The sequence below is a fragment of the Herbiconiux flava genome, from assembly GCF_013409865.1.
In the GTDB taxonomy this organism is placed as follows: domain Bacteria; phylum Actinomycetota; class Actinomycetes; order Actinomycetales; family Microbacteriaceae; genus Herbiconiux; species Herbiconiux flava.
This window is the reverse complement of record NZ_JACCBM010000001.1, coordinates 3,309,255-3,329,206: the sequence shown is the minus strand read 5'-3', so window position 1 is coordinate 3,329,206 and position 19,952 is coordinate 3,309,255. Positions and strand designations below refer to the sequence as shown.

The following is a 19,952-nucleotide window of genomic DNA, read 5'->3' as shown; positions in this document are numbered from 1 at the left end:
AACCTGATTGCAGGACAGCCTACCCCCCGAGCCGCCTACCCCTTCGGCGGGCCTCCCCCTGATGGGGACGGGCCCCGAGCGCGCCGCGTGTGCCACGATGGCGTCACCACTACGAATCGGGGAACATCTTGGCCAAGACAGCTGTGCGCGGAACCTTCCTGGACTTCGTCGACGACCCGTACAAGCACGTCGGCAACGAAGAGGCCGCCGCGCGGTTCCAGGCCGACGGCCTGCTGGTCGTCGAGGACGGCGTGATCGTCGACTTCGGCGCCTACGACGACATCGCCTCGAAGCACGAGGGCGTGGAGATCACCGAGATCCGCGACCGCATCATCCTCCCCGGCTTCATCGACGGCCACATCCACCTGCCGCAGACCCGCGTGCTCGGCGCCTACGGCGAGCAGCTGCTGCCCTGGCTGCAGAAGTGGGTCTTCCCCGAGGAGCACCGCTACGCCGAGCGCTCCTACGCCGAGGAGGGCACGAAGCACTTCTTCGACAACCTGCTCGCCTCGGGCACCACCACGGCGCAGACCTTCACGACCGGCAACCTCACCTGCAACGAGGTCTTCTTCGAGGAGGCCAGCCGCCGCAACATGCGCATGATCGCCGGCCTCACCGGCATCGACCGCCACGTGCCGGACTACTTCGCCAACACCCCCGAGCAGTTCTACGACGACAGCCGCACCCTGATCGAGAAGTGGCACGGCAAGGGCCGCAACCTCTACGCGATCACCCCGCGCTTCGGCTTCGGCGCCTCCAACGAGCTGCTGGCCGCCTGCCAGAAGCTCAAGCAGGAGTTCCCCGACCTGTGGATCAACACCCACATCTCCGAGAACCCCGCCGAGGTGCACGGCGTGCTGGCGCTCCACGACGACTGCCACGACTACCTCGGCGTGTACGAGAAGTACGGACTGGTGGGTCCGAAGTTCACGGGCGGCCACGGCGTCTGGCTGTCCAACAGCGAGTTCCGCCGCTTCTCGGAGTCCGGCGCCTCGGTGGCCTTCTGCCCGTCGTCGAACCTCTATCTCGGATCGGGCCTGTTCCGCCTCGGCCGGGCGCTCGACCCCGAGCACCGCGTGCTCGTCTCGTACGGCACCGACATGGGCGGCGGAAACCGCTTCAGCCTGCTCAACACGCTCGAAGACGGCTACAAGGTGGGGATGCTCAACAACACCATCCTCGACGGCAGCATCCTGCCGAGCGACCAGGACCTCGCCGAGTCGGAGCGCAACAAGCTCTCGCCGCTCCGCGCTTTCTACTCGCTCACCAAGGGAGGCGCCGAGGCGCTCTACATCGACGACCTCGTCGGCTCGTTCGACATCGGCAAGGAAGCCGACTTCGTCGCCCTCGACTGGACCGCCGGGCCCCCCGCCACGGCCTGGCACCAGAGCCTGTCGTACAGCGGCGGCCCGATGACGCTCGAGACCGTCTCCGACCTGCTCTTCGGCGTGATGATGGTCGGCGACGAGCGCGCCGTCGACCAGACCTGGATCGCGGGCGAGCTCGCCTACCAGAAGGCCTGAGCGTGACCGAGACGGCGGTGCCCGGCACCACGACGGAGCCGGGTGGCCGGGTCACCCTCGTCGTGCACCGCCGCCTCGCCGAGAAGGACTATCCGGCCTACGAGGCCTGGCAGAAGAAGGTCGCCGACAGCGTCTCGCGTTGGCCGGGCTTCCTCGAGCGCGAGCTGATCCGGCCGAACCCGCCGCTGCAGGTCGACTGGGTGACCGTGCAGCACTTCCGCGACGCCGGCTCGGCGCGCGGTTGGCTGCAGAGCGCCGAGCGCAAGAACCTGGTCGACGAGATCGGTGACCGCTTCATCGGCAACGACGACGTGCACCTGTTCACCGAGGAGGCGAAGCACCCGAGCGAAGCGGCGTCGGTGCTCATCTCCAGCCGGGTCGCTCCCGAGGACGAGGCGCGCTTCCTCGAGTGGCAGCGCGAGATCTCGGCCATCGAGTCGCGCTTCGAGGGCTTCGTCGGCCACAAGGTCGAGCGCCCGGTGGCCGGCGTGCAGGACGACTGGGTCGTCGTGCTGAGCTTCGACAGCGAGCCGCACCTGAACGCCTGGCTCGACTCGCCCGAGCGCGCCGCCCTGCTCGAGGAGGGCGCGGCCTACAACGAGCAGCTGAAGCTCACCCGGTCCAGCTACGGCTTCGGCTTCTGGTCGGGGCGATCGAGCCCGGATGCGCTGCCCGACCCGGTCTTCAAGAGCAACCTCCTGGTGCTGCTCATGCTCTACCCCATCGTCTTCCTGTGGGGCTACTTCATCGCCGACCCGCTGTTCGCCGACCACGGGGTGCCGTTCTGGCTCTCGCTGTTCATCGGCAACCTGGTCTCGACGCAGCTGCTCGGCTGGTTCTTCGTGCCGTGGGCGTTCAAGCTCTTCGGCTGGTGGGTGAAGCGGGGCGTCCCGGTGAAGACGCACGTGCTGGGATACGCCATCGTCGTCGCCGGCTACCTCGTCTCGATGGGGCTCTACGCTTGGCTGATGTCGCTCCGCCCGGCGAACTAGCAGCGACCGGCCGGCAGCTGACGGCTGGCGCCTAGCGGCGGGCGGCCGCGGCCAGGGCGTCGGCGGCGAGCTGGGCGCTCGTGTCGGGGTCGCGCATCCAGAGGGGCACCACCGAGGTGCGGATGCCCGCCGACTCGATGACCGGGGCGCTCGCCGCGTCGCTCTCGTCGATCAGCCAGGCGTCGAGCAGGCCACCCCGCGAGCGGGAGCCGTAGTGCTTCGCCACCGCCGCGGCGGTCGTCTCGACGCCGATCGCCGTGAGGCAGGCGTCGGCCATGCCGCGCACGGCCGCGCCCGAGATGATGGGGGAGACCCCGACGATCGGGGCGCGGGCCTCGTGCAGCGCCGAGCGGATGCCGGGCACTCCGAGGATGGTGCCGATCGACACGACGGGGTTCGACGGGGCCACCAGGATCACGTCGGCCTGCTCGATCGCCCGCCGCACCGACGGGGTCGGCTTCGCCGCATCCGCCCCCACCTGGATGAAGCGCTGCGCCGGAACGCCCGCCCGGTGCTTCACCCACCACTCCTCGAAGTGCACGATGCGGCGCTTGCCGTCGAGGATGATCTCGACGTGCGTCTCGACCGGCTCGTCGCTCATCGGGAGGAGCTTCACACCCGGGTTCCAGCGCTCGGTGAGCCGGGCGGTGGCCTCGGTCAGGGTGAGGCCGTCGCGCAGGAAGCTGGTGCGCGCGATGTGGGTGCCGAGGTCGAGGTCGCCGAGGGTGAACCACGGCCAACCGACGCCGTAGGCGGTGAGCTCGGCGCTGACGCGCTCGCTCTCGTCCTTCCGGCCCCAACCGCGCTCGTCGTCGTTGGCGCCGCCGAGCGTGTACATGATCGAGTCGAGGTCGGGGCAGACGCGGAGGCCGGTCAGCCACATGTCGTCGCCGGTGTTGACGACCGCCGTGACCTCGGCGGTCGAGCCGCCGTCGCCGTTCGGGTACGCCTTCCTCAGCTGGGTGCGCAGCCCCCTCAGGAACCGTGCACCTCCGACACCGCCTGCGAGAACCGTCACCTTCACGCCCCCATTCAATCCCATGCGCGCGCTACCCGCCGACCGCCCCCACGTTCCCCAGCACCTCGTCCACCAACGCGGGCAGCACCTCGCCCGGCCCGCTGACCTGCACCCAGGCGTTTTCGATCGCGATGTTCACCGTCGACTGCGCCGAACCGTCCTCGGTGGCCAGGTAGGCCTCGCCCGGGTAGTCGGGGGCGGGCTGCCATTCGTACCGCTCGCTCGCCGCCATCGCCGCGGGCAGGTACGAGGCGCCGCCGGGCAGAACGGATGCGCCCGCCCCCGCATCGGTCTCGGAACCCCAGAGGCACCACTCCGACCCGACCTGCTTCGACACCCGGAACGGGAACCGCGCGTACTCGCCGTCGTCGGTCTTGAAGGCGGACGCCTGGGTGGTGCCGAGGATCTCGTTCAGCCGCGCGTCGGAGATCAGGTTCTCGCAGCCGACCGCGCCGGGGATGTCGGCACCGCTCGGATGCCAGAGCGGCTCGGGGGCGCCCAGTGCGGTCACGGCGGCGACGAGCTGGGGAACGGCGGCGGCGAAGCCGTCGACGACGTCGGCCGGGAGCGCGGTGTCCTGATCACCGCTGTAGGCGGTCGCGGTGATGCCGTAGCCGTTCTCGAGGTCGATGAACTGGCAGAGGTCGGCGCGGTAGGAGAGCGGGCACTCCTCGCGGGCGTCCGGTCCGATCGTGGGCGCGGCGGGCAGCGGGCCGAAGTCGACGCCGTCGGCGGTGGCCGAGTAGTCCTCGTCCGACACCTCGGGCGTCACCGAGAACGTCAGCGTGACGTTCGCGGCGTCGGTGTAGGCGCACTGCAGCACGCCCGCGCGGGCCGCGGCGTAGTCGGCGGGGCTGTCGCCGGTGGGCGGGGTCTCGACCGGAGTGAAGCCGGCCGGGACGGGCTGGAGCTCGTCGCAGCTGGCCGGCACCCGCACCGTCGGCGCGCTCGCCGCCGCCGGCGTCGGGCTCGTGCTCGCCGCCCCCGTGGAGTCCGTCGCCGGCGCGGCGGTGGTCGTGGTGGCGGCCGGCATCGCACCCGCGCACCCGGCCAACAGCAGCGCCAGCGCCGCGGTCGCCGCCGCGACCCCGGCCCCGCGCATCCGTCTGTTCGTCTTCGTCGTCATACCCCCTAGTGTCCGCTCGCGCCCCACCGGTTCCAATTCGGAGGTCAGGGGAGCCACGGGTTCACGACGGGGAGGCCGGTGTGCTCGAAGTCGCGCTCGTTGCGGGTGGCGAGGAGGGCGCCGTGCACGCGTGCGCTCGCCGCGATCTGGGCGTCGAAGGGGGTGATGGGGCGGCCGAGACGGCGGCGCGAGGCGACCACGTCGGCGAACTCGACGGCGCACTCGGCGTCGAACGGGATGATGCGCCGGTCGAACTCGTGTGTCACGAGGTGCGCGACCCGGCGGCCGAGCTCGCTGCGACGCGTGCCGGCCGGCAGGAGTGCGACCCCCTGCAGCAGCTCGGCGAGGGTGACGGCCGAGAGGCACAGCTCGTGGGCCGGCTGCCGGTCGGTCCAGTCGACGACCTGACTCGCGGCCTGAGCGCGAAGGAGTTCGGACACCACGTTCGTGTCGAGCAGGATCATCGGTCGAAGTCGACGCGATCAGCCGGTGCGGCGCGCTCGGGCAGCAGATCGGCGAGATCGTCGGCGTACCCGACGTCGGCGAACAGCGACCGGATGCGGCTGCCCACCCCGGCCGTGTCGGCCGGCTCGCTCGCCACAGCTGAGGTGAGGATCTGGCGCGCCTCGGCCTCCATCGACCTCCCGTTGCGGGCCGCCCTGACGCGCAGTCGCTCCCTGGTGCCGTCTTCGAGATCTCGCACCGTGATCGTCGCCATCATGCCGCCCTTCGCTGCTGTCAATGCTAGCAAGGGAATGAGGATGTGTCGAGTACGGCCGGGCTACTCGGCGCGGGCGGCGGCGGCCAGGAGGGCGGCCACGGCGTCGAAGTCGTCGACGACGCGGCCCGCGGTGACGCGGAGGAACTGCGGCGGCCGCGCATCCGGAACCGGGGCCGCGGCGACGAACGAGGAGCCCGCCGCCACGCGGATGCCGCTGGCCGCCAGCGTGAGGATCGCCGCCTTCTCGTCGGCCACCGGCAGCCAGGTGTTGATGCCGTCGGAGGGCTCGTGCGGCAGCCCCTGCTCGACCAGCGCCTCCGAGAGCAGCCGCTGCCGGGCCTGGTAGATGCGCCTGGCGTCGTGCACCGTGTCGACCGAGGTCGGCGCGGTGAGCAGCTCGTAGAGGATGGTCTGCAGCATCCGCGACGTCCAGCCCGGGCCGAGCAGGCGGCGCGCCACGATCCGGTCGATCAGCGCCTCCGGCCCGCCGAGCGCGGCGATGCGGAGGTCGGGGCCGTGCGACTTGGCGAAGCTCCGCACGTGCAGGGTGCGGTGCGGCAGCCAGGTGCCGAGGCTGTGCGCGGGGCTCGAGGAGATCTCGCCGGAGTGGTCGTCCTCGATCACCACGGGGTCACAGAGGTGGTCGTGCGCCCGCAGCACCCGGGCGAGCTCCCGCGCCCGCGCCGCGCCCATCGAGATGCCCGTGGGGTTGTGCGCCCGGGGCTGCAGGATGACGGCGACGGGCCCCAGGGCGAGGGCGTCCGCGAGCTGCCGGGGGAGCATCCCCTGCTCGTCGACGTCGACCGGCAGCCGCTCGGCCCCGAAGGTCTCGAGCAGGTCGAGGAACGGCGGGAACGTCGGGTTCTCGACCACGACGCGGTCGCCGAAGCGCACCAGCGTCTCGAGTGCGCGGGAGATGGCGTCGAGGGCGCCGTCGACGATCGTCAGCGACGCGACGGGATAGGGCCAGGATGCGCGCAGGTGCTTCTCGAGCCCCGGGAGCACCGGGGAGCTCAGGTAGCTCGCCGTGTCGGCACGGGTGGGCACCTTGGTGAGCGCGTGGGACAGGTCGGGCAGCAGCGACGGATCGGGCGTGCCGGTCGAGAGGTCGAGCCGGGCCGTCACGTGCGAGCCGGCGAGCTCGCCGAAGTGCGGCGGCATCCACGGCGTGGCGGCCTGGAGCACGTAGCTGCCCGCCCGGCCGCGGGAGGTGATCAGGCCGACACCCGAGAGCGCCTGCCAGGCGTTGCTCACCGTGGCCGGGCTGACCCCGAGGGTCGACGCGACGTCGCGCACCGTCGGCAGCCGGTCGCCCGCGCCGAGGGAGCCCGAGCGGATGAGGCGGGAGATGGCCGCGGCGATGCCCTCGGGCGTGCGGTGCTCCACCGCGTCGACGATCCGTTCGAGCATGATGCCCCGGTTCTTGGTGCGTCGGCCCGGACGGGGGTGCCCGGGAGTCTTGACATATTTACTCTCGCGTCACACTCTGAAACACACGAGAAATGTTCACGCCGAATAATAACAAAACCGGCTGCACAGCACGCTTCGAAAGGAAACACCGATGACGACGATCCGCGCGGCGATATCCCAGACCACCTGGACGGGCGACAAGGAGTCGATGCTCGACAAGCACGAGCAGTTCATGCGCGACGCGGCCGCCCAGGGCGCGCAGGTGATCTGCTTCCAGGAGCTGTTCTACGGGCCCTACTTCGGCATCACGCAGGACAAGAAGTACTACCGCTACGCCGAGCCGGCCGACGGCCCGATCGTGCAGCGCTTCGCCGCGCTGGCGAAGGAGCTGAACATGGTCACGATCCTCCCGATCTACGAGGAGGAGCAGACCGGCGTCTACTACAACACCGCCGTGGTCGTCGACGCCGACGGCAGCATCGTCGGCAAGTACCGCAAGCACCACATCCCGCACCTCGAGAGCTTCTACGAGAAGTTCTACTTCCGCCCCGGCAACCTCGGCTACCCGGTCTTCGACACCGCCGTCGGCAAGGTCGGCGTGCACATCTGCTACGACCGCCACTTCCCTGAGGGCTGGCGCGAGCTCGGCCTGAACGGCGCCCAGATCGTCTTCAACCCCAACGCCTCCAAGCCCGGCCTGTCGAACCGCCTCTGGGAGCTCGAGGGCCCCGCGGCCGCCGGCGCGAACCAGTACTTCGTGCTGGTGCCCAACCGGGTCGGCAAGGAGGACAACGAGTACGGCGACCTCGCCGTCGACTTCTACGGCACGAGCTACGTGGTCGACCCGCGCGGCAACTACGTCGGCGAACTCGGATCGAGCGAGCACGAGGAACTGCTCATCCGCGACCTCGACCTCGACGCCATCCGCGACACCCGCGACGACTGGCAGTTCTACCGCGACCGCCGTCCCGACGCCTACAACGAGATCGTCGCACCGTAGGCACCGGGGAGGGGCAGCCATGAAGACTCTGATCAAGGGCGGCACCGTCGTCAACGCCACGGGCACGGCCACGGCCGACGTGCTGATCGACGGCGAGACCATCGCCGCGGTGCTCGCCCCGGGCAGCACGCTGCTCGGCTTCGACATCGAACAGAACGTCGACCAGGTCGTCGACGCCACCGGCAAGTACGTCATCCCCGGCGGCATCGACGCGCACACCCACATGCAGATGCCGTTCGGCGGCACCGAGGCCTCGGACACCTTCGAGACCGGCACCCGCGCGGCGGCGCACGGCGGCACCACGTCGATCATCGACTTCGTCGTGCAGTACGCCGGCGAGAACATCCTCGACCAGTACAACCTGTGGCAGGAGAAGGCGGCCGGGCAGTGCGCGGTCGACTACGGCTTCCACCAGATCCTGTCCGACGTGCAGGACTCGTCCCTGACCGCGATGGACGAGCTGATCAACGAGGGCGTCACGAGCTTCAAGCTGTTCATGGCCTACAAGGGCGTGTTCCTGTCGGACGACGGCCAGATCGTCAAGGCGATGCAGCGGGCCTCCGACAACGGATCGCTGATCATGATGCACGCCGAGAACGGCTCGGTCATCGACCTGCTCGTCAAGCAGCACCTCGAGCGCGGCGAGACCACGCCCTACTACCACGGCGTCTCGCGGCCGTGGCAGGCCGAGGAGGAGGCGACGCACCGAGCGATCATGCTCGCGAACCTCACGGGGGCTCCGCTGTACATCGTGCACGTCAGCGCCAAGCAGGCCGTCGAGCAGATCGCCGCCGCCCGCGACAACGGCCAGAACGTGTTCGCGGAGACCTGCCCGCAGTACCTCTACCTCTCGCTCGAGGACCAGCTCGGAGCATCCAGCCCGGAATGGGGCGAGTTCGAGGGCGCGAAGTGGGTCTGCTCGACGCCGCTGCGCTCGAAGCACGAGGGTCACCAGCACCACATGTGGCAGGGCCTGCGCACGAACGACCTGCAGGTCATCTCGACCGACCACTGCCCCTTCTGCATGAAGGGCCAGAAGGACATGGGCCTGGCCGACTTCTCGAAGATCCCGAACGGCATCGGCTCGGTCGAGCACCGGATGGACCTGATCTACCAGGGCGTCGTGATGGGCGAGATCACGCTGCCCCGCTGGGTGGAGCTCACGAGCACCACGCCGGCGCGGATGTTCGGTGTCTACGGCAAGAAGGGCGTCATCCAGCCCGGCGCCGACGGCGACGTGGTGATCTACGACCCGAACGGCCACACCTCCATCGGGCTGGAGAAGACCCACCACATGAACATGGACTACTCGGCCTGGGAGGGCTACGAGATCGACGGCCACGTCGACACCGTGTTCTCGCGGGGCCGCATGATCGTCGACGACGACGCGTACCTCGGCCGCAAGGGCGACGGCGCGTACTTTAAGCGCGGCCTCAGCCAGTACCTGATCTGACCCACCCGAGAACCGACAGAGAGACACAGCATGGATTTCGGCGCGGTCGTTCAGACCAACCCCCCGGCAGCCCGCACCGTCGGGCTCGCCAAGCTCAGCGAGCAGTACGGCTTCGACTACTTCTGGACCTTCGACTCGCACCTGCTCTGGCAGGAGCCGTACGTCATCTACAGCCAGATCCTGGCCGAGACGAACAAGATCAAGGTCGGCCCGATGGTCACCAACCCGGCCACCCGCGACTGGACGGTCACGGCGTCGATCTACGCGACGCTGAACGAGATGTACGGCAACCGCACCATCTGCGGCATCGGCCGCGGCGACTCGGCGGTGCGCGTCACGAACGGCGCGCCCACGACGCTGAAGACGCTGCGCGAGTCGATCCACGTCATCCGCGAGCTCGCCAACTCCCGCGCGGTCGAGTACAACGGCGCCACGCTGCAGTTCCCGTGGAGCAAGGGCTCGTCGCTCGACATGTGGGTGGCCGCCTACGGCCCGCTGGCCCTCAAGCTCACGGGAGAGGTCGGCGACGGCTTCATCCTGCAGTGCGGTGACATCGACATCGCCAAGTGGATGATCGCCACCGTCCGCAAGGCGGCCGAGAACGTCGGGCGCGACCCCGACGAGATCGCGTTCTGCGTGGCCGCCCCGATGTACATCGGCGACGACTGGGAGCACATGCGCGACCAGTGCCGCTGGTTCGGCGGCATGGTCGGCAACCACGTGGCCGACATCGTCGCGAAGTACGGCGAGAGCGGTGCGGTTCCGGATGCGCTGACCGAGTACATCAAGGGACGCGAGGGCTACGACTACAACGAGCACGGCCGCGCCGGCAACACCCACACGAGCTTCGTGCCCGACGACATCGTCGACCGCTTCTGCGTGCTCGGCACCGCCGATCAGCACATCGAGAAGCTCAAGCAGTACGCCGAGATCGGTGTGACCCAGTTCGCGGGCTACCTGCAGCACGACAACAAGGAGGAGACCCTCCGCGTGTACGGCGAGACCGTGATGCCGGCCCTCCGCGACCACATCACGGCCAAGGCATGAGCGGACGCTCCCCGTCGGGCACCCGCGACCGCCGTCCGGCCGCGCGGCGTTCGGGCACGACCGCGACCCGCGTCGCCTTCGGGGCGGGCGGCGTGTTGCTCGTGGTGGTCGTCTGGGAGCTCTACAAGGCGATCGGCCCGGCCACGGGTGTCGTCATCGGCGACCTCACGGTGCTGCCGCGCACGACCGACCTGGCCATGCCGCACGTCTGGGACATGGTGGGGCGGATGTTCGAGCAGACCGGCAACGGCCGGAACGCGCAGCCCGTCTGGCTCGCCGTCACCCAGGCGGCGCTGTTCACCCTCGGGGTCGCGGCCGTCGGCTGGATCGTCGGTGTCGTGGTGGGCCTGCTGCTGGCCATCCTGATGCAGCGCTTCCGCACGGCCGAGTCGGCCGTGCTGCCGTGGATCGTGCTCAGCCAGACCGTGCCGCTGATCGCCATCGCGCCCCTGGTGCGGCGCTGGGGCGCGCAGCTGGAGTTCGGCGACTTCACCTGGGAGAGCTGGATGTCGGTGGCGATCATCGCCTCCTACCTCGCCTTCTTCCCGGTGTCGATCGGGGCGCTCCGGGGGCTCAACTCGCCCGACACGATCCACGTCGAGCTGTTCCGCAGCTACGGCGCCGGCTGGTGGAAGACGCTGTTCACCCTGCGCCTCCCGGCCAGCGTGCCCTACCTGCTGCCGGCCCTCCGGCTCGCCGCCGCCAACGCCGTGATCGGCACCGTCGTCGCCGAGGTCTCCATCGGCCTCCGCGGCGGCATCGGCCGGATGATCATCGAGTTCGCCCAGCAGGCGTCCGGTGACCCGGCCAAGACCTGGGCGCCGATCTTCGGCGCCATCGCCGTCGGCCTCGTGGCCGCCGGTGTCATCGCCCTGCTCGGAGTCCTGCTCCGGCGCTTCCGCAGAGGGGAGGTGCCCGCATGAGCGAGGCATCCGCATCCGCCGTACCCGTCCCCACCGCCGGCTCGGCCTCGCCCACCGACGCCGGCGTGGCCGCCGTGCAGGTGACCGGCGTCGACAAGGTCTTCACCGCCAAGCGCAAGGCGTCGGTGACGGCGCTCGAGAACATCGACCTGACGGTGGCGCCGGGGGAGTTCGTCTCGCTGATCGGCCCCTCGGGCTGCGGCAAGTCGACCCTGCTGCGCCTGATCGCCGACCTCGACACACCGTCGGCGGGCTCGCTGACCGTGTTCGGCAAGACCGCCCGCCAGGCGCGCATCGACCAGGAGTACGGCATCGCCTTCCAGCAGTCGGGCCTCTTGCCGTGGCGCACGGTGGCGGCGAACATCGAGCTGCCGCTCGAGCTGCACGGGGTCAACTCGGCGGGGCGCAAGAAGCGCTCGGCCGAACTGCTCGCGCTCGTCGGCCTCGGCGACTTCGCCGAGAGCTACCCCGACCAGCTCTCGGGCGGTATGCAGCAGCGCGTCGCCATCGCCCGGGCGCTCGCCGAGAGCCCGCGCTTGCTCCTGATGGACGAGCCGTTCGGCGCCCTCGACGAGATGACCCGCGAGCGCATGCAGACCGAGCTCGTGCGCATCACCGGCGAGACCGGGGCCGCCGTCGTGTTCGTCACCCACTCCATCCCCGAGGCCGTTTTCCTGTCGAACCGGGTCGTCGTGATGTCGCCGCGGCCCGGCCGCATCCGCGACATCCTGAGCATCACCCTGCCGGGCACCGCCGACCGCGACGAGCACCTGCGCGAGGACGAGGCGTTCTTCGAGAACGTCAGCCGCGTGCGCGAGCTGCTGCACGGCGAGGCCCCGGTCGGAATCAAGGGCGTGGAGAACCGATGAGAGCATCCGCCGGCACCCTGCGCACCGTGCTCGCGCCGGTGATCCTCGGTGTCGTCGCGCTCGCGCTCTGGCAGCTGCTCGTCGTCGCATTCGACATCAAGCCGTTCATCGTGCCCGGGCCGCTCGCGATCGGCACCGAGTTCGGCGACAACATCGCCTCGGTGGTGGCCGGAGCGCTGGTGACCGGGGGCAACGCCCTCGTCGGACTCGTCATCGGCGGGGTCGTGGGCATCCTGTTCGCCGTGCTCGCCGCCCTGGCGCGGGTCGTCGACGAGCTGACGGCCGGCATCGTCGCGGCGCTCGCCGTGGTGCCGATCGTCGCCCTCGCGCCCGTGCTGTACACGATGTTCGGCGCAGGTGCCGAGACGGCCCGGCAGCTCGTGGCGGCGCTGGCGGTGTTCATCCCGGTGTACATCAACACGCTGCGGGGACTGCGGCAGGTGCGCCCGGTGCACCGCGACCTGATGCACGTGTACGCGGCATCCGCCTGGCAGACGACCCGCACGGTGACCGTGCCCGGGGCGCTGCCGTTCATCTTCACCGGACTGCGGATCGCTTCGAGCCTCGCCGTGATCTCGGCGCTGATCGCCGAGTACTTCGGCGGCCCCGTCGGCGGGCTCGGCAAGTCGATCACCTCGGCGGCCTCGTCGTCGAACTACAACCTCGCCTGGGCCTACGTGCTCGGCGCCATCATCGTCGGTCTCGTCTTCTACTGCGTCACCCTCGCGATCGAGACCTTCGCGACGCGGAACTACAAGCCGCGCACCTGAGCCACCCGCGCCACCGGCGCACCACCCCCGAGCTGCACCACCCGCACCACGGCACCACCACCCGCACCACCCACCAGCACCACCAGAGGAGGAACGACATGGAACACAGCACACGTCTCACCCGCTCCCGCGTCATCGGCGGCATCGGCGCCCTGGCCGCCACCGCGATCGTGCTCACCGGATGCTCGAGCGGCGGTTCGTCGGACTCCACCGACTCGGCCTCCGACGGCGACCTCACCCCCGTCTCGCTGCAGCTGCAGTGGTTCTCGCAGGCCCAGTTCGCCGGCTACTACGCGGCTCTGGATCAGGGCTTCTACGAGAAGGAAGGCCTCGACGTCACCATCCTCGAGGGTGCCACCGACATCGTGCCGATCGACGTGCTGACGGGCGGCGACGCCGACTTCGCGATCTCGTGGGTGCCGAAGGTGCTCGGATCGATCGAGCAGGGCGCGGCCGTCACCGACATCGCGCAGATCTTCGAGCGCTCGGGCACCACCCAGGTCTCGATGAAGGACAAGAACATCACCATGGCCGCCGACCTGTCGGGCAAGACCGTCGGCAGCTGGGGCTACGGCAACGAGTGGGAGCTCTTCGCCGGCATGAACAAGGCCGACGTGAAGCTCGACGACATCTCGCTCGTGGCGCAGGCGTTCGACATGAACGGCTTCCTCGCCGGCGACATCGACGCGGCCCAGGCCATGACGTACAACGAGTACGCGCAGGTGCTCGAGACCGAGAACCCGGCCACGGGCGAGCTCTTCACGCCCGACGAGCTCAACGTGATCGACTGGAACACCGAGGGCACCGCGATGCTCCAGGACGCGATCTGGGCCGACTCCGACCGCCTGGCCGACGACGCCGACTACGCCGACACCGCGGTGAAGTTCATCAAGGCCTCGATCGAGGGCTGGGCCTACGCCCGCGACAACCCGGAGGAGGCCGCGAACATCGTCACCGCCTCGGGCTCGCAGCTCGGTGAGAGCCACCAGCTCTGGATGACCAACGAGGTCAACAAGCTGATCTGGCCCTCGACCTCGGGTGTCGGCACGATCAACCAGGACCAGTGGGACCAGACGGTGAAGATCGCCATGGACACCCCCAACGAGACCGGCGCGACCGTCATCTCGGAGGAGCCGCCCGCGACCGCGTTCTCGAACGAGTACGTCGAGAAGGCGCTCGCCGAGCTGAAGGACGAGGGCGTCGACGTGATGGGCGAGGGCTACACGCCCATCGACGTCACCCTCAAGGAGGGCGGCGAGTAGCCACTCGCCACCAGGGGAGGGTGGCGGCAGCGCCACCCTCCCTCACCACCCGCACCGCACTGACAGAAAGAAACGCACCATGGATCTCGACCCCGCCGACCAGCAGCTCGCCCTCGAGCTCGACCGCGCCCACGTGTTCCACTCCTGGTCGGCCCAGGCCTCGCTGAAGCCGATGGTCATCGCCGGCGGCCTCGGCTCCACGGTCTGGGACTTCGAGGGCACCGAGTACCTCGACTTCTCCTCGCAGCTCGTGAACACGAACATCGGCCACCAGCACCCCGCCGTCGTCGCCGCCATCAAGGAGCAGGCCGACGTGCTCACCACGGTCGCCCCGGCCGCCGCCAACCTCACGCGGGGCAAGGCCGCCCAGCGCATCCTCGAGAAGGCCGGCAGCCGGTACAGCAAGGTCTTCTTCACCAACGGGGGAGCGGATGCGAACGAGAACGCCATCCGGATGGCCCGCCTCTACACGGGCCGGGACAAGGTGCTCTCGACCTATCGCAGCTACCACGGCAACACCGGAGCCGCAGTGGTCGCCACCGGCGACTGGCGGCGCGTGCCGAACGAGTACTCGCGCGGCCACGCCCACTTCTTCGGCCCCTTCGCCTATCGCTCCGACTTCTGGTCGACGAGCCCCGAGGAGGAGTCGGCCCGCGCGCTGCAGCACCTCGAGCGTGTGATCGTCTCGGAGGGCGCCGCCTCGATCGCCGCCATCCTGCTCGAGACGGTGCCCGGCACCGCCGGCGTGCTGGTTCCGCCGCCCGGCTACCTCGAAGGCGTGCGGGCGCTGGCCGACCGGCACGGCATCGTGCTGATCTTCGATGAAGTGATGGCCGGGTTCGGCCGCACCGGGTCGTGGTTCGCGTTCCAGGCGCTGACCGCCGAGGACGGCTCCTTCGTCGAGCCCGACCTGATCACCTTCGCCAAGGGCGTCAACTCCGGCTACGTGCCGGCCGGCGGCGTGATCATCAGCCCGGCCATCGCCGAGATCTTCGACGAGGCGGTGTTCCCGGGCGGGCTGACGTACTCCGGGCATCCGCTCGCCATGGCCGCCATCGTGGGGGCCATCGACGCGATGGAGTCGGAGGGCATCATCGAGAACGCCGCGCACATCGGGCGCGACATCCTCGGGCCGGGCCTCGCGGCGCTGGCGGCGAAGTACGACGTCATCGGCGAGGTGCGCGGGCTGGGTGTGTTCTGGGCGCTCGACCTCGTCAGCGACGCGGATGCCCGGACGCCGCTGTCCGCGGCCGGCATCGCGGCGCTGAAGGGCAAGCTGCTCTCGCTCGGGCTGCTGCCGTTCACCGCGGACAACCGCCTGCACGTGGTGCCGCCGTGCGTCGTCACCGATGCCGAGGCGGAGCGAGCGCTGGCGATCTACGACCAGGCCTTCGCGGAGCTTCCCGACCTGGCGTGAGGTGCTCCCGCTTCGGCGGGCGTCGCGCTTCGGCGGGGCATCCGGTGACCTTTTAGCGTCGCCTGGGTGCCCCGCTTCGGCGTTGTAGAGTCGCTACATGGACGTCAGACGCCTCGAACTGCTCCGGGAACTGTCGGAGCGCGGCAGCATCACCGAGGTCGCGCGGGCCACGCACCGCACGCCGTCCGCGGTCTCGCAGCAGCTGCGGGTGCTCGAGCGCGAGGCGGGCCTGCCGCTGACCGAGAAGGCCGGTCGCGGAATCGTGCTGACGGATGCGGGGCGGGCCCTCGCCCGGAGTGCCACCGACGTGGCCGTGGCCATCGAGCACGCGAACGCGCTCTGGGACGAGTTCCGGAACGACCCGACCGGCGAGGTGTCGCTCGCGACCTTCCCGACGGGCGGGCAGATGCTGCTGCCGGGCGTCGTGCGCCGCCTCGACGAGGTCGGCGGGCTGACGCTGCACTGCAGCGACCGCGACCCCGAGAGCGACGACTTCCCGGCCCTCACCGCCGACTTCGACATCGTGCTCGCGCACACGGCCTCCTCGGCCGCCACGAACTGGCCCTCGACCGAGCTCGCGGCCGTGAAGCTGATGACCGAGCCGCTCGACATCGCGCTGCCGCCCGGGCATCCGCTCGCCGAGAAGGAGCTGCTCGACCCCGAGGACCTGATCGGCGAACGCTGGATCGGGGTGCCCTGGGGGTACCCGTTCGAGCGCACCATCCTCGACATCTCCTCGGCCGCCGGGACGCCGATGAACGTCGTGCAGCGCTTCGGCGACACGCGCGTCACGGAGGCGTTCGTGGCCGCGGGGCTCGGGGTGGCGATCCTGCCGTGCTACACGGCGGGCGGGGCGTACCGCAGCGAGATCCTGCTGAAGAACCTGCGCGGGGTCGTGGCCGAGCGGCACATCTTCGCGCTCATGCGCCCCGACCGCGCCGAGAGGCTCGCCGTGCGCACCGTCGTCGACGCCCTGCGGGCCGAGGCCGATGCGGTCGTCGCGGCGAACCTGCACCGCAACCCGCCCCGCGCCCTCTGACAGCCGGTAGAATCTCTCGGTGAGCACATTCAAGAAGACCCCTTACACGGTCAACGTGCGCGATCTCCTCCACAAGCCGGGCGAGATGCGCGAGCACCGCTTCGACATCGCCACCGCCGAGAAGCTCGGCGAGGGCCTGCTGGCCGTGCCGGCCGGCGAGGAGCTGCACGTCGACCTGCGTCTGGAGTCCGTGCACGAGGGCATCCTGGTGTCCGCCGAGGTGGTCGCCGACGCCGTCGGGGAGTGCAGTCGATGCCTCCGCGACATCGCCCAGCCGGTCGAAGTCGAATTCCAGGAGCTTTTCGCGTATTCTTCTGACGAAGCCTTCGATCACGAGGTTCATGACGACCATGTCGATCTCGAACCTCTGATCAGGGATGCGGTGGTGCTGGCACTGCCGTTCCAACCGGTGTGCACGCCGGATTGCCCAGGACTCGACCCGGTGACGGGCGAGCGTCTGGCCGAACATCCGGCACAACCCGCACCCGACGTGATCGACCCGAGATGGTCGGCACTGGCCGGACTGAGCACCACCGTGGGGTCGAGCACCACCACGGGGTCGAACGCTTCCGAAGACACGGACACCGACGCCAAGTAGGCACGGAGTCATAAACCGCCGGCCGCGCGCTCACCAGCGCACGCCGACAGAGAAGAAGAGAGACAACCATGGCTGTTCCGAAGCGGAAGAAGTCACGTTCCAACACCCACGCGCGTCGTTCGCAGTGGAAGGCCGAGGTCCCCACGCTCGTCAAGACGATCGAGAACGGCAAGACCACGTACAGCCTCCCGCACCGCGCGAAGGTCGTCGAGGACTCCGCAGGCACCGCCCTGTTCATGGAGTACAAGGGCCGCAAGGTCGCCGACGTATAGCAGTTCTTCGAAAGGTGTGACCGGTGTCTGAAGTTCCGGATGCGCGGTCGCGCCTTTTGGCGCGCCTGGAGATCGAGCTCGAGCCCGAGCTGTTCGACCTGGCACTGACCCATCGCTCGTACTCCTACGAGCATGGTGGCGTGCCCACGAACGAGCGGCTCGAGTTCCTCGGCGACTCCATCCTCGGCCAGGCCGTGACGGTGATGCTCTACACCACCTTCACCGACCTCACCGAGGGTGAGCTCGCCAAGCGGCGCGCCTCGCTCGTGAGCACGGTCGCGCTCGCCGAGATCGCCCGGTCGATCGGGCTCGGCGAGGTGATCAAGCTCGGTCGCGGAGAAGAGCTCACGGGTGGTCGCGACAAGGCGTCCATCCTCGCCGACACCGTCGAGGCGGTCATCGGCGCGACCTATCTCGACCAGGGGCCCGACGTGGCGACGGAACTCGTGCTGCGCCTCGTGATGCCCCTGGCGAACGACCCCGGGCGCTTCGGCATCTCGATGGATCCGAAGACGAGCCTCCAGGAGCGTGCAGCGCAGCACGGCTACGAGGCCCCCGTCTACGCGATCGAGGAGTCGGGGCCCGATCACCGCAAGCAGTTCACGGCCACCGTCACGCTGCCCGCCGCGGGGAAGAAGCGCGCGATCAGCGCCTCGGGCACCGGGTCGAGCAAGAAGCAGGCCGAGTCGGTCGCGGCGGCCGCGGCGTTCGCCGAGCTCGGTGCCTTCGGCGCCGGCTCGAAGGCCTAGGGCCCGTGCCCGAGCTCCCCGAGGTCGAGGTCGTGCGGGCGGGCCTCGAGCCCGCCGTCTCCGGCGCGCTCATCACGGGCGTCGAGGTGTTCGACACCCGGTCGCTGAAGCGGCACAGCGCGCTCGAGGGGCGCTTCGAGTCGCTGCTCGAGGGGCGGCGGATGCTCGCGGCCGTGCGCCGGGGCAAGTTCCTCTGGTTCCCGCTGTCGGTGGGGGAGACGCCCGGCGCGCAGGCGCTGGTCGCGCACCTCGGCATGAGCGGGCAGGTGCTGCTGCGCACGCCGGGCACCGCCGAGGAGGGGCTGCTGCGCATCCGGCTGCAGATCGAGCATCCGGAGCACGGCGAGTTCTGGGTGAACTTCGTCGATCAGCGCATCTTCGGCTCGATGGCGGTCGACCGGCTCGTGCCCACCGCCGACGGCGCGGCCGGCGGGTACTCCGGCTTCGACGGCGGGCGGATGCTCGGCGACGCTCTTGCGCTGGTGCCCGGCCAGGTGGCGCACATCGCCCGCGACCCGCTCGACCCGGCGTTCGACGAGAAGACGTTCCTCGCGGCGCTCGCGCGGAAGCGCACTGGGATCAAACGGGCCCTGCTCGACCAGACGCTGATCTCGGGCATCGGGAACATCTATGCCGACGAATCGTTGTGGGCGGCGCGGGTGCACTACGAGCATCCGGCCGACCGTCTGCCGCGGGCCCGCGCCCGGGAGCTGCTCACCGAGGTGCGGCTAGTGCTCGAGAAGGCCCTCGCCGAGGGCGGCACGAGCTTCGACGCCCAGTACGTGAACGTCAACGGCGCCTCGGGCTACTTCTCGCACTGCCTGAACGCCTACGGACAGCAGGGGAAGCCGTGCCCGCGCTGCGGAACGCCGATCGTGCGTGAGGCGTTCATGAACCGCTCGTCGCACCTCTGCCCGCGCTGCCAGCGGCCCTTCCGGGCGCGCGCGACCCGGGCCGGCGCCGTCGCGCCCGTGACCCCGGCCTAGCGCGCGGCAGCGCGGCGGGCTAGCGGCCCGCGGGGGCGGTCTCGGGCGCCTCGGCGGCGGCGGCGCGCTCGGCGTGCTTCACGTGGGCGGTGATGTGCCCGATCAGGGCCACCACCACGGTGATCAGCGCGGCGGCGGCGAGGCCCCAGCCGATGTGCAGCATCAGCAGCAGCGCGCCCACTCCCGCACCCGCGGCGATCAGCACGATCGCGGCCGCGCGGCGGAACCACGGCTGGCCCTTGCCGCCCGCCAGGCGCGAGTCGGCGGCGAAGCCGGTGATGGTCGAGGTGACCACGACGGTGGTCACGTCCTTCACGCCGATGTGCCGGGCGGTTGCCGCCTGCAGGCCCATCGCCATCGCGAGGAACGTCGTGATGAGGTACTCCCACGGCTGCGGCGGGGCCCCGTCGGTGATGAAGAGGGTGATCGCGAGCCCGCTGAGCATCAGCCCCACGACAGTGATCAGCCAGGTGGTGCGGGTGGTCCACCCCGCCTTGATCGGGCGCAGCACCCGGCCGCCGACGACCGCGCCGGCCATGAAGGCGAACAGCGCGATCAGCGGGCCGAGCCACGGCAGCCCGGGCGCCCCCGCGAGCGCCATGCCCAGGATGACGACGTTGCCCGTCATGTTGCCCGCGAACACCTTGTCGAGCCCGAGGTAGCCGATCGCGTCGACGACGCCGGTCGAGAACGTCAGCGCGAGCATGAGCGCGAGGTGCAGGTTGCCGCTGTTGGCGCGGAGTCTCTTGAGCACGGATGTCCCGTCGGTCGGTGGGG

At 70.1% G+C, this 19,952-nt stretch carries 21 protein-coding genes; 15 read left to right on the top strand and 6 right to left on the bottom strand.

Features of this window, described 5'->3' with window-relative positions; translation table 11 throughout:
- Nucleotides 1–128 precede the first annotated feature (128 nt).
- Entirely contained in the window at nt 129–1,523 is a 1,395-nt protein-coding gene (gene guaD / locus BJ984_RS15880; RefSeq protein WP_179548814.1) for a guanine deaminase, read from the top strand.
- A gap of 2 nt (nt 1,524–1,525) precedes the next feature.
- Nucleotides 1,526–2,515, top strand: a complete 990-nt coding sequence (locus BJ984_RS15875) for an antibiotic biosynthesis monooxygenase (RefSeq protein WP_218870098.1) — start codon at nt 1,526–1,528, stop codon at nt 2,513–2,515.
- Nucleotides 2,516–2,546: 31 nt separating this feature from the next.
- Here BJ984_RS15875 and cofD read toward each other — a convergent pair whose 3' ends face one another.
- The 5 genes from cofD to BJ984_RS15850 are packed head-to-tail and all read right to left on the bottom strand — an operon-like array spanning nt 2,547 to nt 6,790.
- Nucleotides 2,547–3,539: a 2-phospho-L-lactate transferase gene (cofD, locus tag BJ984_RS15870; protein ID WP_271206523.1), complete on the bottom strand. Its 993-nt coding sequence runs from the start codon at nt 3,537–3,539 to the stop codon at nt 2,547–2,549.
- A gap of 25 nt (nt 3,540–3,564) precedes the next feature.
- On the bottom strand, nt 3,565–4,659 hold the full coding sequence (locus BJ984_RS15865) for a hypothetical protein (RefSeq protein WP_179548812.1): 1,095 nt from the start codon (nt 4,657–4,659) through the stop codon (nt 3,565–3,567).
- A 44-nt stretch (nt 4,660–4,703) separates the two neighbouring features.
- Entirely contained in the window at nt 4,704–5,123 is a 420-nt protein-coding gene (locus tag BJ984_RS15860) for a type II toxin-antitoxin system VapC family toxin (RefSeq protein WP_179548811.1), read from the bottom strand.
- Nucleotides 5,120–5,401, bottom strand: coding sequence for a FitA-like ribbon-helix-helix domain-containing protein (locus BJ984_RS15855; protein ID WP_218870096.1), 282 nt, complete (start codon nt 5,399–5,401; stop codon nt 5,120–5,122). The genes BJ984_RS15860 and BJ984_RS15855 overlap by 4 nt, the downstream gene beginning before the upstream one ends.
- 39 nt (nt 5,402–5,440) lie before the next feature.
- A complete protein-coding gene (locus BJ984_RS15850; RefSeq protein ID WP_179548810.1) occupies nt 5,441–6,790 on the bottom strand; it encodes an aminotransferase class I/II-fold pyridoxal phosphate-dependent enzyme in 1,350 nt (449 codons plus the stop codon).
- A 151-nt stretch (nt 6,791–6,941) separates the two neighbouring features.
- Here BJ984_RS15850 and BJ984_RS15845 point away from each other — a divergent pair, with 151 nt between their 5' ends.
- The 13 genes from BJ984_RS15845 to mutM all read left to right on the top strand — a co-directional run bounded on the left by BJ984_RS15845 (nt 6,942) and on the right by mutM (nt 19,175).
- Nucleotides 6,942–7,790 (top strand): nitrilase-related carbon-nitrogen hydrolase, encoded by an 849-nt coding sequence (locus BJ984_RS15845; RefSeq protein ID WP_179548809.1) that lies wholly within the window; start codon nt 6,942–6,944, stop codon nt 7,788–7,790.
- 19 nt (nt 7,791–7,809) lie between these two features.
- A complete protein-coding gene (gene hydA / locus BJ984_RS15840; protein WP_179548808.1) occupies nt 7,810–9,243 on the top strand; it encodes a dihydropyrimidinase in 1,434 nt (477 codons plus the stop codon).
- 30 nt (nt 9,244–9,273) lie between these two features.
- Nucleotides 9,274–10,290, top strand: a complete 1,017-nt coding sequence (locus BJ984_RS15835; RefSeq protein ID WP_179548807.1) for a TIGR03842 family LLM class F420-dependent oxidoreductase — start codon at nt 9,274–9,276, stop codon at nt 10,288–10,290.
- Entirely contained in the window at nt 10,287–11,213 is a 927-nt protein-coding gene (locus BJ984_RS15830; protein ID WP_179548806.1) for an ABC transporter permease, read from the top strand. The genes BJ984_RS15835 and BJ984_RS15830 overlap by 4 nt, the downstream gene beginning before the upstream one ends.
- On the top strand, nt 11,210–12,082 hold the full coding sequence (locus BJ984_RS15825) for an ABC transporter ATP-binding protein (protein WP_179548805.1): 873 nt from the start codon (nt 11,210–11,212) through the stop codon (nt 12,080–12,082). The genes BJ984_RS15830 and BJ984_RS15825 overlap by 4 nt, the downstream gene beginning before the upstream one ends.
- Nucleotides 12,079–12,852 carry an ABC transporter permease gene (locus BJ984_RS15820; protein ID WP_179548804.1) on the top strand — a complete coding sequence of 258 codons (774 nt, stop codon included), beginning with the start codon at nt 12,079–12,081 and terminating at the stop codon, nt 12,850–12,852. Before BJ984_RS15825 ends, BJ984_RS15820 begins: the two co-directional genes overlap by 4 nt.
- Before the next feature lie 98 nt (nt 12,853–12,950).
- Nucleotides 12,951–14,114 (top strand): ABC transporter substrate-binding protein, encoded by a 1,164-nt coding sequence (locus BJ984_RS15815; RefSeq protein ID WP_179548803.1) that lies wholly within the window; start codon nt 12,951–12,953, stop codon nt 14,112–14,114.
- Nucleotides 14,115–14,193: 79 nt separating this feature from the next.
- A complete protein-coding gene (locus tag BJ984_RS15810) occupies nt 14,194–15,531 on the top strand; it encodes an aspartate aminotransferase family protein (protein ID WP_179548802.1) in 1,338 nt (445 codons plus the stop codon).
- Between the two features lie 97 nt (nt 15,532–15,628).
- Complete coding sequence (locus tag BJ984_RS15805; RefSeq protein WP_179548801.1) at nt 15,629–16,570, top strand: LysR family transcriptional regulator; 942 nt, start codon at nt 15,629–15,631, stop codon at nt 16,568–16,570.
- Between the two features lie 19 nt (nt 16,571–16,589).
- Nucleotides 16,590–17,168: a YceD family protein gene (locus BJ984_RS15800; protein ID WP_373877432.1), complete on the top strand. Its 579-nt coding sequence runs from the start codon at nt 16,590–16,592 to the stop codon at nt 17,166–17,168.
- A 68-nt stretch (nt 17,169–17,236) separates the two neighbouring features.
- On the top strand, nt 17,237–17,440 hold the full coding sequence (gene rpmF / locus BJ984_RS15795) for a 50S ribosomal protein L32 (protein WP_179548800.1): 204 nt from the start codon (nt 17,237–17,239) through the stop codon (nt 17,438–17,440).
- Nucleotides 17,441–17,463: 23 nt separating this feature from the next.
- The gene (gene rnc, locus BJ984_RS15790) at nt 17,464–18,189 is read left to right on the top strand and encodes a ribonuclease III (protein ID WP_179548799.1); all 726 of its coding nucleotides are present in this window, start codon (nt 17,464–17,466) and stop codon (nt 18,187–18,189) included.
- Between the two features lie 5 nt (nt 18,190–18,194).
- On the top strand, nt 18,195–19,175 hold the full coding sequence (gene mutM / locus BJ984_RS15785; RefSeq protein WP_179548798.1) for a bifunctional DNA-formamidopyrimidine glycosylase/DNA-(apurinic or apyrimidinic site) lyase: 981 nt from the start codon (nt 18,195–18,197) through the stop codon (nt 19,173–19,175).
- Nucleotides 19,176–19,194: 19 nt separating this feature from the next.
- On the opposite strand, the gene BJ984_RS15780 is transcribed toward mutM, so the two are convergent.
- Nucleotides 19,195–19,929: a YoaK family protein gene (locus BJ984_RS15780; protein ID WP_271206524.1), complete on the bottom strand. Its 735-nt coding sequence runs from the start codon at nt 19,927–19,929 to the stop codon at nt 19,195–19,197.
- Nucleotides 19,930–19,952 lie beyond the last annotated feature (23 nt).